Annotated in this window: 16 protein-coding genes and 1 pseudogene; 7 read left to right on the top strand and 10 right to left on the bottom strand. The window is 59.0% G+C overall.

What is annotated here, in order from left to right; translation table 11 throughout:
* Window positions 1-197: 197 nt before the first annotated feature.
* The 3 genes from ABIB06_RS09860 to ABIB06_RS09850 all read left to right on the top strand — a co-directional run bounded on the left by ABIB06_RS09860 (window position 198) and on the right by ABIB06_RS09850 (window position 3,156).
* Complete coding sequence (locus ABIB06_RS09860; RefSeq protein ID WP_354049426.1) at window positions 198-1,787, top strand: sensor histidine kinase; 1,590 nt, start codon at window positions 198-200, stop codon at window positions 1,785-1,787.
* 83 nt (window positions 1,788-1,870) lie between these two features.
* Entirely contained in the window at window positions 1,871-2,530 is a 660-nt protein-coding gene (locus tag ABIB06_RS09855; RefSeq protein WP_354049425.1) for a response regulator, read from the top strand.
* Window positions 2,531-2,733: 203 nt separating this feature from the next.
* Window positions 2,734-3,156: a hypothetical protein gene (locus ABIB06_RS09850; RefSeq protein WP_354049424.1), complete on the top strand. Its 423-nt coding sequence runs from the start codon at window positions 2,734-2,736 to the stop codon at window positions 3,154-3,156.
* Window positions 3,157-3,535: 379 nt separating this feature from the next.
* Here ABIB06_RS09850 and ABIB06_RS09845 read toward each other — a convergent pair whose 3' ends face one another.
* Complete coding sequence (locus ABIB06_RS09845; protein WP_354049423.1) at window positions 3,536-4,639, bottom strand: DNA topoisomerase IB; 1,104 nt, start codon at window positions 4,637-4,639, stop codon at window positions 3,536-3,538.
* A gap of 233 nt (window positions 4,640-4,872) precedes the next feature.
* On the opposite strand from ABIB06_RS09845, the gene ABIB06_RS09835 reads away from it, so the two are divergent.
* Complete coding sequence (locus ABIB06_RS09835; protein ID WP_502916577.1) at window positions 4,873-6,378, top strand: SUMF1/EgtB/PvdO family nonheme iron enzyme; 1,506 nt, start codon at window positions 4,873-4,875, stop codon at window positions 6,376-6,378.
* 140 nt (window positions 6,379-6,518) lie between these two features.
* On the opposite strand, the gene ABIB06_RS09830 is transcribed toward ABIB06_RS09835, so the two are convergent.
* The 7 genes and pseudogenes from ABIB06_RS09830 to ABIB06_RS09800 all read right to left on the bottom strand — a co-directional run bounded on the left by ABIB06_RS09830 (window position 6,519) and on the right by ABIB06_RS09800 (window position 10,977).
* On the bottom strand, window positions 6,519-6,998 hold the full coding sequence (locus ABIB06_RS09830; protein ID WP_354049422.1) for a hypothetical protein: 480 nt from the start codon (window positions 6,996-6,998) through the stop codon (window positions 6,519-6,521).
* Between the two features lie 124 nt (window positions 6,999-7,122).
* A complete protein-coding gene (locus ABIB06_RS09825) occupies window positions 7,123-7,776 on the bottom strand; it encodes a hypothetical protein (RefSeq protein ID WP_502916578.1) in 654 nt (217 codons plus the stop codon).
* 858 nt (window positions 7,777-8,634) lie between these two features.
* Window positions 8,635-9,162, bottom strand: a pseudogene (locus ABIB06_RS09820) (HD-GYP domain-containing protein); the annotation flags it as partial.
* Window positions 9,163-9,307: 145 nt separating this feature from the next.
* Window positions 9,308-9,574 carry a hypothetical protein gene (locus ABIB06_RS09815; RefSeq protein ID WP_354049421.1) on the bottom strand — a complete coding sequence of 89 codons (267 nt, stop codon included), beginning with the start codon at window positions 9,572-9,574 and terminating at the stop codon, window positions 9,308-9,310.
* A gap of 5 nt (window positions 9,575-9,579) precedes the next feature.
* On the bottom strand, window positions 9,580-9,903 hold the full coding sequence (locus ABIB06_RS09810; protein ID WP_247349526.1) for a PilZ domain-containing protein: 324 nt from the start codon (window positions 9,901-9,903) through the stop codon (window positions 9,580-9,582).
* 51 nt (window positions 9,904-9,954) lie between these two features.
* Window positions 9,955-10,254 (bottom strand): hypothetical protein, encoded by a 300-nt coding sequence (locus ABIB06_RS09805; protein ID WP_354049420.1) that lies wholly within the window; start codon window positions 10,252-10,254, stop codon window positions 9,955-9,957.
* Window positions 10,255-10,794: 540 nt separating this feature from the next.
* Window positions 10,795-10,977 (bottom strand): hypothetical protein, encoded by a 183-nt coding sequence (locus tag ABIB06_RS09800; protein ID WP_354049419.1) that lies wholly within the window; start codon window positions 10,975-10,977, stop codon window positions 10,795-10,797.
* 343 nt (window positions 10,978-11,320) lie between these two features.
* Here ABIB06_RS09800 and ABIB06_RS09795 point away from each other — a divergent pair, with 343 nt between their 5' ends.
* Entirely contained in the window at window positions 11,321-11,521 is a 201-nt protein-coding gene (locus ABIB06_RS09795) for a hypothetical protein (RefSeq protein WP_354049418.1), read from the top strand.
* Window positions 11,522-11,957: 436 nt separating this feature from the next.
* On the opposite strand, the gene ABIB06_RS09790 is transcribed toward ABIB06_RS09795, so the two are convergent.
* Both ABIB06_RS09790 and ABIB06_RS09785 read right to left on the bottom strand, forming a co-directional pair.
* The gene (locus ABIB06_RS09790; RefSeq protein ID WP_354049417.1) at window positions 11,958-12,302 is read right to left on the bottom strand and encodes a hypothetical protein; all 345 of its coding nucleotides are present in this window, start codon (window positions 12,300-12,302) and stop codon (window positions 11,958-11,960) included.
* A complete protein-coding gene (locus ABIB06_RS09785; RefSeq protein ID WP_502916580.1) occupies window positions 12,280-13,125 on the bottom strand; it encodes a helix-turn-helix transcriptional regulator in 846 nt (281 codons plus the stop codon). The genes ABIB06_RS09790 and ABIB06_RS09785 overlap by 23 nt, the downstream gene beginning before the upstream one ends.
* Window positions 13,126-13,242: 117 nt before the next feature.
* On the opposite strand from ABIB06_RS09785, the gene ABIB06_RS09780 reads away from it, so the two are divergent.
* Both ABIB06_RS09780 and ABIB06_RS09775 read left to right on the top strand, forming a co-directional pair.
* Complete coding sequence (locus ABIB06_RS09780; RefSeq protein ID WP_354049415.1) at window positions 13,243-13,752, top strand: (2Fe-2S)-binding protein; 510 nt, start codon at window positions 13,243-13,245, stop codon at window positions 13,750-13,752.
* The gene (locus ABIB06_RS09775; protein WP_354049414.1) at window positions 13,749-14,210 is read left to right on the top strand and encodes an FAD binding domain-containing protein; all 462 of its coding nucleotides are present in this window, start codon (window positions 13,749-13,751) and stop codon (window positions 14,208-14,210) included. The genes ABIB06_RS09780 and ABIB06_RS09775 overlap by 4 nt, the downstream gene beginning before the upstream one ends.
* Window positions 14,211-14,214: the final 4 nt, after the last annotated feature.

Below are 14,214 nucleotides of genomic sequence, written 5' to 3'. Positions count from 1 at the left end.
CTTTCGGCGGCAGGCGCGCATCCGAGGGAAGGTCGGCCAACTCCTGCGGTGGCGTTAACCCTGACGCGCCACTTCAGACCAGCCGTACGAGCGGGGCTGCGATCTTCACCATGTTTCGCGGAAGTTGAAAGCTGCTTCGATCGAAGCATATGATGTCGCTGATTTAAGCATCTGTTCATCAATGACATTGTTCGAGAATGATCGTCATGGAGCCAGTCGTGGGGGAAGTCTCCGCCGCCGATGAAGCTGATCGGCAGATTGGTCGCGTCGACAGTGCCTCATTGAGAGCCTGTGAAGGCCAGCCCGAGTCCGAAAGGACGACCAACGCATTCCTCCGGATTTTCAGAAGCCGGCTGCGTAGCTGGTGGATTCGAAGGTCGCTCTTCGGGCAGTTCGCGCTGTTGTCTTCGCTTGTGCTATCGCTTTCCGTCGCGGCCGTCGGAGGATGGGTCGGCAATCGCATCGCCGAGGGCGTTCTGCGCGGCACCAGCGGCGCCGCTGCGCTGTACATGACGAATTTCGTGGAGCCCTACGTCCAGTCAATGGACGGCGGGGGGGCGCCGAGTGCCGAAGACCTTCGCGGCCTGGACGCGGTCGCCGAATTGCTGAAAGCCAGGCGGCATGTCGCCTCCATCAAGATCTGGGGGCGGGATGGCACCATTGTTTTCAGCACGCAAAAGAGCCTTATCGGAAGGCGATTTCCGACGACCGACCTCGCACCTTCGCTGCAAGGGCAAATTCGTGCGGGAATGGCGGACCTTGAGGATGACGACAGCGAATTCGAACGCTCGCTGTCGATGCCACTCTATGAGATATTTCTGCCTCTCTACAAGAACGAGACGGAAAGGATCATCGCCGTCGCCGAAATCTACGAAGACGCCGGCGCGCTTCTCCGCGATCAGGCAAGCGCCGTCCGCGGTGCCTGGTCGGTTGTCGGGTCTGCAGGTCTCGTCACCCTCTTGGCTCTGTTCATTGTGGTCCATCAGGGAAGCACGACGATCAAAAGGCAGAGGACCGCGATCAAGCAGCGGTTCCGGGAGAAGGTGCTGCTGCATCGCAAGAACGATATCCTCAAATCTGAAAGAGAAGACGCGCTTTGCACTGCCGTTCATATCGACGATCTTGTCCACACACGGCTCGGAGCCGAGCTCCACGACGGCCCAGCGCAGCTGATATCCTTCGCGCTGCTGCGGATCGAAGGTCTGGAGCAGGAGCTGGACGGCCGCACACCCAAAGCGCGAGCGCTCCTGACGGAATTCCGGAGCGCCCTTCAGGACGCGCTCAAGGAGCTGCGCGCGATCGCCGCCGATCTCCTTCTTCCCGATCTTGGCGATGATGGCAATCTCACCGAGATGCTCCGGAAAATCATCGCAGCGCATGAAGGCCGCGCCGCCTGCGTCGTCGATTTCCAGACGACCGGAGTGCCTAAGAAATTGCCTCGCGATGCGGTACGTTGCGTCGTTCGAGTGACGCAGGAGGCGTTGAACAACGCCTACAAGCATTCGGGGAGCGACCGGCAGACGGTGATGGTTAGCTACGGTGCCGGAAAACTGCGACTTTCGGTTCGCGACCTCGGGTGCGGTTTTCCGCGTATAGCAGTCAAGCCCCCTTCCGGTCTTGGAATGACGGGGATGGCTTCCCGCGTGAGAGCGCTCGGCGGCACCTTCTCGGTGATCTCCGCCCCGGGGCAAGGCGCGGAGATTTCGTGCGAGCTTTTCGTCCCAAGTTCCACTGCAGGAACTAGCGATGAACACTCAAAAGATAGTCAACCGATCAAAAGTGGTTGAAACTTTATCCTTACGATGCCTATTCTCGCAGCATTCTGAAATGCCACTTTTCCGCAGTGTTTTTTGATTGTGAGAGTACATATATGGAAAATTCGAGTGAGCAGGCCACTATTGCCATCGTCGACGATCATCCGATCTATCGCCAAGGACTGGCCGCCGTTTTTCGGGCGGAGGCTCGCTTCAAGGTCGTAGCCGAAGGCGCCTCTACGGCAGACGCGCTGGACATCGCAAAAGCCCATCGCCCGAGCATCCTCGTTCTCGATCTCGGGATTCCCGGCAACAGCCTGGAGACCCTCAAGCAATTGTGCGTGGAATTTCCCGGAACGCATTGCGTCATACTCACCGCCTGCGACGATCCGCAGACCGGCATCGCGGCCCTGAACGCGGGCGCGCACGGCTACATCCTGAAGGGTGTCAGCGCGAGCGAATTGAAGGCGGCAATCTGGGCGGTCTTCAAGAACGAGACCTCTTTCGTCTCGCCGGAGTTCGCGGCGCGGCTGCTTTCGGCGGTTCAGCAGAAGGAGGCGACGTCGATGGACGTCGGTCTCAGCCATCGCGAACTCCAGATCATCGCAGAGGTCGAGAGCGGCGCCACTAACAGGATGGTCGCCGACAAGCTCAAGATCAGCGAAAAGACCGTCAAGCATTACATGAGCAGCATCATGCAGAAGTGCGGCGCGACAAACCGCGTGTCCGCGGTCATGGCGTATCAGAGGATGCGCCAGTCCGGCCAACACGCCTGAGCGACGACGGTGAATCGGGCTGCGAATCCGCGTAGCGCGCTGGTCGGACGGTTACTTTGCGAGGGTCGCAATGGGCCGTCCTCGTGCGCAGTAATCCTGCAGGCGGCTACCAGAGGCGAGGTATCGAGGACGAACTCACGCAGGCCGGCCGTGACGCCCTTTGGCGGGCGCCTACGATGTGGCGCTGATCGGTCGAGGCGGGCGTGAATTTTCAGGTCACGGTGCTGAAGATCCTGGTGAGCTATCCGGACGGCTTCGCCGTCATGGAGGACCTCAAGCGCGACATGGCCATTCTGGCGACCAGCGGCCGCGATTGGGCGGACCGGACCAAGCGCCTCGCTGCGCAGGTCCCCGACCTCGACATCTTTTCTCAAGGCTTAGTCGAACGCATCAGCGGGGGCTGGAAGATCACGGCAAAGGGTCGGGCAGTGCTTGAATTCATGGAAGCCCGCCCGGAGGCATCCGAGCCGGCCCAACAGGCCGCAGCCGATGAGGCTCCCCAATTGGTATCCGAGACAGCGCCGGTTCCTCCGCTGCGGCAACCCGCCGACCGTGCCAAGCGGCGGCGCGAACGCCGCGAACGTCGTCGTGAGGCGCGCGAACGCGCGAGAGCGAACGCCTCTTGAGGTGGATCGAAGCCAAAGAAGAAGCCGCAGGCTGGGCGCGGCGGCTGAAACAGTCCCAGACTGTCGATTGCCTCCCCAGCCCCAGGCGTGCCGCCGTTACGTCGTTTGCGGCCAGGCTGGTCCGACCTAAGAACGGTTTTGCTTCGGATTTCGGGACTGCGACTTGTGCACGGGTGCTTCTACCGAGCCGGCAGGGGCGCGAATGGCGAGGACGGAAGCCGAACCCGCGCTGTATAGCCAGCCGCGACCCTCCCGCCGGCCCGACCACGCCCGGCACCCCGGCTTTGAACGGAAGGCCGTTTTTGCCGACGAGAGCACCTGCCGAGGGTGGCCGGAGGCCTCGAGGAGGACGCAGGCGTCCGGAGACCGGTACGCGAGGCTAGGCGGGCACCTTCAAAGAATCGAGACGCTTGCGGAGAAATGCCAGCACCATGATCTCGTCGGAAGTGAGCTTGGCGTACTGGCGCTTGAACTTCTGCGCGATCTTGGCGTCGATCATCTTCACGAGGTCACCGGACATGTAGGCGTTCAGGACTTCCGGGTGCACGTAGCACTTGCGGCAGATGGCTGGTGTGTTGCCGAGCTGCTTCGAGACGCTCTCGATTGCCGCGACTACGTTGCGCTTCGCCTCGGCCTGGCTATCGTACTTTTTGAACTCCGCAAGCGCCAGCGCCGCCAAGACCGTCCCTGCCCAAGTGCGGAAATCCTTGGCGCTGAAGTCCTCTCGCGTGATGTCCTTGATATAGGCGTTGACGTCGCCTGAATCGACGGTACGGGGCTGTCCGTCGTCATCGAGGTACTTGAAGAGCTCATGTCCAGGGATCTCGGCGCAGCGCTTCACGATCGCGGCTATCCGCTTGTCCTCAACGCGAAGCTTCCATTGTTTGCCCGACTTGCCCGTGAAGTCGAACCGAAGGATGCCGCGCCCGACCTCGACGTGCTTGCGACGCATGGTGGTGAGCCCGTAGGACTTGTTTTTCTCGGCATACTCCGCATTGCCGACCCGGATCAATGTCTTTTCCAGAAGACTAACGATCGTGGCCAGCACCTTCTCGCGGGGCAGTCCGTCCCGCTTCATGTCGGCGGCGACCCGCTCCCGCAGCGCGGGCAGCGCGGCAGCGAACAGGATGATATGCTCATACTTGTTCTGGTCTCGCAGCTCGCGCCACTTTGCGTGGTAGCGGTACTGCTTCCGACCCCGCACATCGAGCCCGGTCGCCTGGATGTGGCCATTGGCCGAAGGGCAGATCCACACGGATTCGTAGGCCGGCGGGATGCCGATTGATCTGATGCGTCGGATGACGGCGGCATCGGTGATGCGCTTGCCGTCCTTGTCGTAGTAGCTGAAAGTGGTTCCATTCCGCTTGCGCGTGTAACCCGGCGCGGAGTCGCTGACGTACCGGAGGCCTTCTTCCGCGATGGTAGCCGCCACTTCGACGGTGCGGTCCAGAACCTGTTCGTCGTTGCCGGTCTGTCGGAGCATGGGCCTGTCCCTCGGAAGCACCCTGGGATCGAGGCTCCACTCCTCCCTAAAGGGATGAAGACCCCGGTTAGTTCCGTTCTGAGATCGGTGGAAGCAATCCGTCTCAGGTGAAGGCCGGGCCTGTCGCTTTTCGACAAGGCGCTGCGAGTTATTCGGCGGCGTAGCTTAGCTTCAGACAATCGCCACAAAGTTCACCGACACGCTCCCCACAGTCAGTCTCCACGAAAGCTTCCATGTCCCGATATTCCCTCGATGTGCTGCGTCAGCGCTATGTCGTCGAGAAAAGACCGCTCGAGGTCAGTGTCGAGCAGATCTTGCGGGCCGACACCCGCGCGGGAGCCCGAGCCATCCTGGCTTCGATCGACAAACGGCGCTTCGAAAACAGGTCCGAAGGGCAGCGCCTCCGCAAGATGCTCAGTTTCGAAACCTCCCTCTGGGAGAGCGGCCTTCATGCCGTGGCGGGCGTGGACGAGGCTGGAATGAGCCCGCTCGCCGGGCCGGTCTCCGCTGGCGCCGTGATCCTGAAACCCGGCACGCGGATAGTCGGGATCGACGACTCGAAGAAACTCGACGCCGCGGCTCGCGAAGAACTCGCGAAGGAGATCAAGGCAAAGGCAGAGAGTTGGTGTGTGGCATTCGTCGAGGTCGAGGAGATCGACTCGATCAACATCTATTGGGCAGGCATCGAGGCTATGCAGCGTGCGGTCCGGGGGCTAAACGGCGTTCGAGGAAGACGCCGCAAGCCGTTCTGTCTTTTGATTGAAACAAATTGCCTGACGCGCCGCCGCCAACCGAGTGTCGACCACCGTGATGCGGCTGGGAGCCCTGGATGGACAGGTTTGTTTCACCTATTACCTCTGTTGCTTGCGCCGCTGATTGTCCAACTCCAGGTAGCGAGCGCCGGTGCAGAAACGTTGGATCAATCCACATCGGCGCTCTCGATCTTAGAGCGCCCATCGCCCCTGGATTTGCGGCTTTCCCGGCCGCTATCGCGATCTGAAGAAAGCGCATTGGTACCGCGTGATCGCTTTAAAGAGTGTGATCTCTGTCCGGTGATGATCGTCGTTCCTGCCGGCCGGTTCACCATGGGCGCAAGCGCGGGTGAAGCAGGCAGCACAGCGGACGAACGGCCGCAACACCAGGTGACGTTTCCGAGCTTCTCGGTTGGACGTTTTCCCGTTTCTCTCCAGGAGTGGAACGCCTGCGTCATGAGGAAGGGCTGCAGCTTTCGATCGTCGGATCCGACCAGCAGTAGCGAATGGAAACCCGTCACCAATATTCAATGGGCCGAAGCCAAAGAGTACGTCGACTGGCTGTCGCGTGCGACCGGAAAGCCATATCGGTTGTTGAGCGAATCGGAGCGGGAGTACGTCGCGCGCGCCGGAACGACGACTGCTTTCTGGTGGGGCGATTCCTTCGCTCTTGATCCGGCCGAAGAACGCCAAATCGCCGGGACGAAGTCTCCGCCGCCAAGACGGTCGCTTCCTAATCCTTGGGGGATCTATGCAGTCCATGGTAGCGTCTACGACTGGGTGGAGGATTGCTGGCACGACACTTACCAAGACGCACCGGCGGACGGAACGGCATGGATAGAAGGAGATTGCAGCCGACATGTCCTGCGCGGCGGCTCGGTTAGTCGAGCGGTGCAAACCCGCCGCGCTGCGGCGCGCATTTGGTTCGGCTCATCGAATCGGATGGATTACATGAGTGTTCGTGTTGCAAGGACGCTACTGCGATAGGCAAGATGGGCCCGTTTCGTCGACCACAAGCGCGGCTGCGTCAGGGCGGCGAGATGCAGACGACAGAGGTTGACCGAAAACATGATCCGAAAAAGCTAGGTGTTGATCGACTCGGAAACAGCCTCGACATTTGGCATCGGCTATTTCACCGTCGCGATCGAACGTCCATACGCACGAACAGCCTCGATAAACGCGCCCCAATCCTTTACGGAGGAGATCGTGGCTTCGATGTCATCCCACGTAAGGGTTGCCTCGGCGTCTAGCTCTGTCGCTCCGCGGCCCTGCAAATCCTCTTTTGCGGCCAGGACGGCCAAACGAGAGGCAACGAAGTCGCGATCAAGGTCGAGCAGAGATAGGTTTTCCGAGATTGATGAAACCTGAGCACCGCTCCGATCACGGATATCGAGCAATCCGAGCTCCTCTCGTCTGATGGCCGCTGTCTCATCACGCCAAATCTTTTCGGCCCGCTGCGCCAACTGGATGAGCCGAATGTAGAGGCTCGTAGGGATCCCGGACGACTCTGCTTGGCTCTGCGTGATGGCATGGATCCGGTGAGACTGGAAATCGAGCACTTCACCCGATTGTGCGTGGGAGCGATCCTTGCTTTCGTCAGTCGGCATTGTAGTCTCCGCGACGGCCCTTATAACGGTAGCAAAAACAAGTCCGAAAATGCCTCGATGGGCGAGCGCCAGCATTTTTACGCTTCGATTCCTCGGCCCAGAAAACCGTTGACCAAGATGCCGCTCAGTTGGTGGCGAAGCAGTAAAGCAATCCCGCTCCGCCGACGCGCTGCAAGTTCGCCGGGGAACAACCCGGCGTCTTGTGCGAATAGTTCCAGAAATTTGGACCCTGAGTGTTGCCGATCAGGTCATGGTGTCCGACGATCGCGCTACCCTGTCCGTCAGTGCTGCTGGTCCAGTTGCTGCAAGTCGCGTCGGCACCCGGAATGGCCGTGCCATCGTGTTGTGTGCCGGTGAGCATGTCATGTTGATTGGGGTTGTCGCCACGTCCCTTGACCACCATACCCTTCTCATCGAGGCCGGTCTCTTTGTTGATCTTGTTGTTGTCGCTGTGCAGGTCGGCCACGTTTGCCGCGATCTGGATTCCCTTGGCGTTGGACCAGGGACCGTTACCGATCCGATCCTTGGCATTGATAGCGCCCGGCCCCTGCGTCGAAAGATAGGCGTGCCATGTTTTGCCACCCGCGCCTGCGGCCTGGGCGAGGGTCTCGCAATGTCGATCCGCCCCGTCCAGCCCACCGAGGTCGCCGCCCCTCCCAAGCCCGACGCTGGTTATGAAGAAACCCATGCTGCCTTGCTGGGCTTCGGCTGGTCCCCGCGCACTCAACGTCAAGACTACCATGAATGAGAGTAGAGCCAAATTCGCTATCTTGGTCATGCGGTTGGTCCTTGCCAATGTGCACTCTCGTCCCCACAATCACGCGCCGCTGCAACACTGCTCCAACGGGGTATCCCGGCATTCGCTAAAACTATTATACGATCAGATTATCCATAATCACACTTCGTCTTTCATCCTATGGAAGTAGAGGCCTATCGTCATGGGCGGCGTGACCGTAGCGCATGCCGCTGCCGCGGACGATAGAAACGGGCTTAAAATGACTGCGCCCTTGGGTTCGTGGGCGGCAACGTATTCAGAGCATTCCTGTCTCTCGCCAACTCCTTACGTCATTCTAAAGTTCAGCGAGGTCGCCTATTGGCCCATCAGCGAACTGACGGCGCACATTTTTGAGGTCCGCTCAATGAGGCATGGCGGACTCGATTTGCTCTGCTTGGGTTTTCCGCGTGTTGACCCCAAGCGGACGTTGAGGCGCGAAGCAACGAAGAAGTAGGGTGGGCAACAGCCGTTTCTAGCGTCGTTGACCGCACTTGATCAAAGGGCGCCGAATGAGCCGTTTCGATGAAGTTGCATTGCTGGAGCAAAATACAGCGCTGGCTTTGTTCATCGGTTCGGAGGACATCTAACCTATCAGCGCCCCGCCCTCGGCCTCTATCGGTGATGAGAACGCCAGTTTGCGCTCCCGCTGAACCGCCCCGGGTTTGCCGGAGGCTCCAACTTCTGAGAGGATGAGCCATGACAAGCAAGACGACGAACAAGTTTTCACCCGAGGTCCGGGCCCGAGCGGTTCGGATGGTTCTGGATCACGCCGGCAAGCACCCTTCCCGCTGGGCGGCGGCCCGGCTTGTCGAGGATCGCCAGCGGGACGTTTGCTTTAACGATATCATGAAACATGGCGGCAGAGTACAGCCGCTCAAGATCGGTTTTCCTCAAGCCCAGGCTTAGCCCAACGTCGATTGCTACCCCGGTAACGAGGAGGCAGTGCTGATAGGTCCCCTCGTGGTGTCGCCGCACGGTCGCGAGCCATTCAGTGAGGCCGCGCTCCGCGATGCGATCGGCGATTTTTCTCCCAGCTTCTCTCGTCCCGATCACATCTATCGGCTCGCCCAAGGACACCGCGGAAAATATTGATCCAATAGCAGTAGCGGCGACCTCAATCGCATGGTCTCTCCGCGGCTCGCCAGTTAACAAGGCGCTTTCAGCGTTTGCAGATTTTGCCAAAGCAGCAAACAGTTTGGCCTGATTTACGATGCCTGGCAGCGCGAGCGTGGCTCCTAGAGCATAGGCCTGCGAGATGCAAGCGTGAGACGGCCCTTCGACCAGGAATATGCGCTTGGGGATATTGGTTAGACGAGCACTTCTATTCTTGAGAGCCGCGATGTTCTCGACGAGGCGTAGGTTGGCGCAGACGACGACGGCGTGAGGCATGTAAGAAAGCTTCGAGTCGACATCCAGCCATTCCGCCGCTATGCGAAATCTTCGGTCAAGTACGCGACAAAGATCAGACAACTTGGCTGCACTGTCAGCCAGAACATGTCTGGCCGCCTCCGTTGAGCGGCTTTCTCGCGCGGGTTCATACCCAGAATGATCCTTGATCCTCAGGAGGCTCGTTCAACCACACCAGCGCCTCGCGCAATTCCAGGAAGAAGACTCGCTCTTCCATGGTTGATGATGAACCTGCGCCGGACAGATAGAGAATGAAGCCTCCACTCTGGTCATGAAGCAAAGCTTCTTTGGCCTCACAAACTGCAAGAGAGGGGACATCGATGAAGGAGATCGTTCGCGACGAGACCAGCTGCATCTTTGATTTTTGGTCATCTAAGGTCTTGACCGACAACATTCGCCTCATTGCGCAGGAGCGAGATGATTATTGTTTCCCGGGCGCTCTTTTTTCTTCGTCTTTTCAGTGACGAATCTGATGCCTACGTGCGCCCCGTTGACCCAAACCAACTCGCATCGGCGAAATGCCAGGCCGGTGGACGATAGAAGCAGGAAAAATTCCTGTGCCTTGAGTGCGTCGATAGAGCCTTCTACCTCAAGCTTGGCGCCGATTTCAGAAGCGTCGAGGAGGATGCAACTCCGTCGCCATGTGCCATCGACCCCGATGATGTTGACCATGTGCTTGCGTTCAAACTGAACGCGGGTCGCCTTTCGATTATTCCACCTCATGGCGAGTCCTCGAACTAACGGTGGCAAGTTTAAGTAGTCATTTCCTGAAACCTATAGCTGCATCTCGCAACGCGCAGTCTCAAGGAGCTGACCCATCTTCGCGGATTGGGCCAGTAACTGTTTTCTGGTCAGTCCATTCGGGGTCTGGCCGACAGTCAATCGGATGCACATGTTTGCGAGATCGAGCATGAAGATGGCGAGGCGCAGATCGTCGGTGGTTTGAATTTGAAGAGATTCCACTCTCGACAGCAGCGCAGCAATGTTAGGCAGAATGACAGATGTTTCCGGGAGCGAACGATCCGGTTCGGGTCTCCGTTCATCAGGTCGAGGAAATCTCAGGACCTTAGACATTGAGTGCCCCAATAGCTGTCGTTGTCGCTACCCTCGTCGGAAGCGATGGAAAGGAATGGCAAAACTAAATGAACTCGACGGAGCAGCCTAATCAGACCGCGCAACTTCATACGTGAGCCCGACCAGAAAAAGCCGAGTCGGTTGAACCAAATCTATGAGGCAATCTGACGCCGAAATTCTTAACAAACGTTGTACGTCGGACGCGGTTCGCTTATTTATGCCCAAACGCTATCGAGATCTGGCAAAAGGAGCAAAGTGACTAGCCCGAACCCGCGATTGACTGCGTATTTCCGAGTTGAAGCTCGAACAAAATGGCCGGATATCACTCTGCGGCCCGCCGGTCGGAAATATAGTTCAGTGATGAAATGAGCCAGCCCCGGCGCGGCCATTTCGGTAGCACAAAGCCAGCGACTTATCTGCCCGGTTGAATACGGTCACGGAACGTCCAGTGACTGGAAAGTTCTTTCCGCGCTAGGGCAAGTCTTTTCCAGCCTCGAGCGAAACGGCACCCGGGCCGAGGGGATAAGCGCGAACCGCTCGCTACAATTCGCAGGCGTTGACCTCCTCGTCCGGGAACTCCTCAGCCGCCATTTCCAGCTTGTGCTTGGCCTCTTCCATCTCTCCGGTGATCAAGACGTAGTCTTCGAACGTGCTGGACTGACTGATGTGCTTCTCGATCAGCTGCCGCAGCTCGACCCTGAATTGGTATTTGCTGAAGGTCATTCGTCTCCTCCGCACCGCCAGTGCCAGACCTGGTTCTACATATCAGCGCGAAGCTTCGCTAATAGAGCCATCATCAGGATGCAAGGCCCCACGAAACACCGGCGCCTCAGACGGGAGAAAGACAAGTGCGCGTATTGACGCGTGATGGAAATCGATACCATTGCCGCAGATCCGGGTGAGATCCGCCTCAGTTGCGATCTCATGCCCAAAATTTCAAAAAGGCATGCGGCTTTTTTGATCGTTCCTGAAGTGGAACGCTGGCCAAACAAAGCGATAGCGTGGCAAATTTGCAACCTATGCAGGCACCCGACAAGTTACGCTGGACCGCCGCAAGGGGGCAATTATGTTCGACATTTACGTCAGTCCGAAACGTGATCTGCTCGTCGTGTGCAAGGGCACCGCAAAGCCGATCCTCGGCTCGCCCGGTAAATGGCGGAAGAGCAAGAAACGAGTGGTCAAAGTCAGCGACGAGATCAAGTCAGCCGTCGAAACACAAGGCTACTATGTCGGAAATTACGGGAATAATCAACAACGTACGATGTAGGTCCGCATACGTTTGAGCGCGGACCCTCTATGTACAACCTCTACAGCATCGCCACGACGCGCTCCTCCGCGTGGTCAATCGCTGTGTCGGTCATCTAACAACAGATAGTTGCGATCGCGCGCGCTTCTCTTGCGACCAAGCCTACTAATTAATCATGGACGAGCCATCCACTGGACTACTCGAAAGTTGAGACAAAGAGGAATGGGCTTGCTCCTCGTCGAACAGAACGCCGACATAGCTTCCGAGATCACAGACCGGTCGCACTTATAGCTCCCGGCCGGATCGTTCACGAGGTTGGCGCCGGAGAATGGAAGGCGTTCCTGTCGGATGATTGGTTGGCAAACGCCTATCTCGGAGTTCATCGATGCCTTGAGCGTCTTCCCGTGTGCCGTGGTTTCCGAGGCACACGGTCAATTCTCCCGATAGCGGACTTAAGTCATACGAACCGCTTTACTGTGATCTCCTCCAGATCGAGTTCCTGCTCGATTGCGTGGAGCACGCTGTCGTGGATTTGGTCGTCTCGATACATCCGAAGCAATTCTTTGCGGCCGGCGGAAATTGCCGCCAAGACGGCCGCGAAGTGATCCGCGCGGTGCGACGTCAATATTTCGGGCTCCTCCGAGAATCGCGCCGACGCCCTTACCCGGTAGGAATATTGCTCCATCAAGCGAGGATGACGGTGGCTTCCGTCTGGTTCGAGTGACTCTTTTTCGACCGCCGCCAACTGAGCGGCAGCAATGCGAGCACGGGCATCGGCCTCAGAGAGTTTCGAATTGTGCAACGAGCCGATCCTGGCTCCTGAGAGCAGTCGTACGAGCGGCGCTAGGGTAGAGCCTTGCAGAAGAGACTATCGCGCCTAGAGCGAAGCAGGCTCCCCATGGAAGGGTCGGTTGTTCGAACGAGAGAATGCTTTTCTTCGAATGCTGTAGCCGCTTGATTCCGGCGACCGTGCCTCGGATATCATGCGTCTGCCACCAAAGCGAAAATTCGGGGCAGCCCTTGCGAAGTTTTTGCAGAAGATCGCGAAAGGCGGGATCGTCCGCCCACAAGTCATGAGTTGCACGGAACTGCGCGACCACCCGCTTGGCCTCGTCGGCCCAGGTTGCGCCGAACAGTCTCCGCGCCGAGGGACGCGTCAGCATGGAGATGAGGATGTTACGGTCCTCGCCAGGAAGTTGATCGAACGCAAAGAGGTCATTGGCCGACTTGTTCCAGCCAAGGAGATCCCATCTCCGGCCGGTCACGTAAGCCGGCTGTTTCATGGCGTCGATCATCCGCTGCAATGAATCCGGCATTGTCTCCTGCTGAAAGGCGCGTCGCTCGCCTGAGCGCGTGAGGGCCTTGAGGTGAAGGTGCTCGACCTTGCTGAGCTTGTGGGCACGCGCCAGCGCATCTATTGTCGAGAGAGACGGATTGACCGACCGACCCTGCTCTAGGCGGACATACCAATCCACGCCGATACCAGCCAGTTCGGCCACTTCCTCACGCCGCAATCCGGCCGTCCGGCGCCTGCGTCCATCGGCTAGGCCGACGTCCCGCGGCCGCAACTTCTCCCTGCGCGATCGCAGGAAATCTCCAAGCTCACTGCGGCTTTTGTCGATCACCGGCATGTTGGCCTCGGGCGAGTTAGATGGGGGGCCTGCCAATCCTAGGATAATACCATGCCTTCTGCACGCCCAATTAGCGTGCCATATTTACGGCCGATATCCAGAGCGATGGCCATGAGCACAGACCTCAAGCGACCGAGAGACCCAGCGACTTCGATCCCGGACCAGCGTGTCGCGCTTTCGATCACCATCAACGGGACGCGACACGACCTCGAGGTCGCTCCAACCGCGACGCTTCTGGATGTGATCCGGGACGAACTTCGGCTGACCGGCACCAAGAAGGGATGCGACATGGGTGGCTGCGGCGCCTGCACCGTACTTGTGGCTGGCCGCCGCATCGCATCCTGTCTCGCGCTGGCCGCCTCGTTCAGTGACACCGAGGTGACGACCATCGAAGGCGTTGGAACGGCCGATCATTTGCATCCCCTGCAAGCCGCCTTCATTCGCCACGATGCGCTTCAGTGCGGCTACTGCACGCCGGGCCAAATTCTGTCGGGCATCGCGCTGCTGTCTGAAAAGCCGCAATCGATCGAAGTAATCCAAGAAGGAATGAGTGGCAATTTGTGCCGCTGCGGTGCGTATACCAATATCGTCGCGGCCATCGCGGAGGTCGCAGGGCTATGAGCGGACCTTCTTTCCATTACGTCCGGGCTACTGAAATCGCGGAAGCGCTCGCGCTGGGAGCCAAGCAAGGCACAGCCTTCCTCGCTGGAGGCACCGACCTGCTGCCGCTCTGGAAGGCAGGCCTCGCGACGCCACACGAAGTGATCGATATCACCCGCCTGCCCCTCGCGGACATCTCTCGTAACCACGTCAGGCTGGTCCTGGGCGCGCTCGCACGGATGAGCGACGTCGCCGCTCATCCAGACGTGAAGGCGGATCACCCGCTGATCGCCGACGCGATCCTCGCGAGTGCGAGCGGGCAAGTGCGCAATCAGGCAACGATCGGCGGCAACCTGCTGCAGCGGACCCGGTGTCCCTATTTTCGTGACCAGGCAACGGCCTGCAACAAGCGCGATCCGGGGCTCCGGATGCGGCGCGCTGGTTGGCGAGAACCGTCATGCGGCACTCTTCGGTGCTAGCGCG

The sequence above is a fragment of the Bradyrhizobium sp. LB8.2 genome, assembly GCF_040548035.1.
Taxonomy (GTDB): Bacteria; Pseudomonadota; Alphaproteobacteria; order Rhizobiales; family Xanthobacteraceae; genus Bradyrhizobium.
This window is presented reverse-complemented; position numbering and strand designations above follow the sequence as displayed.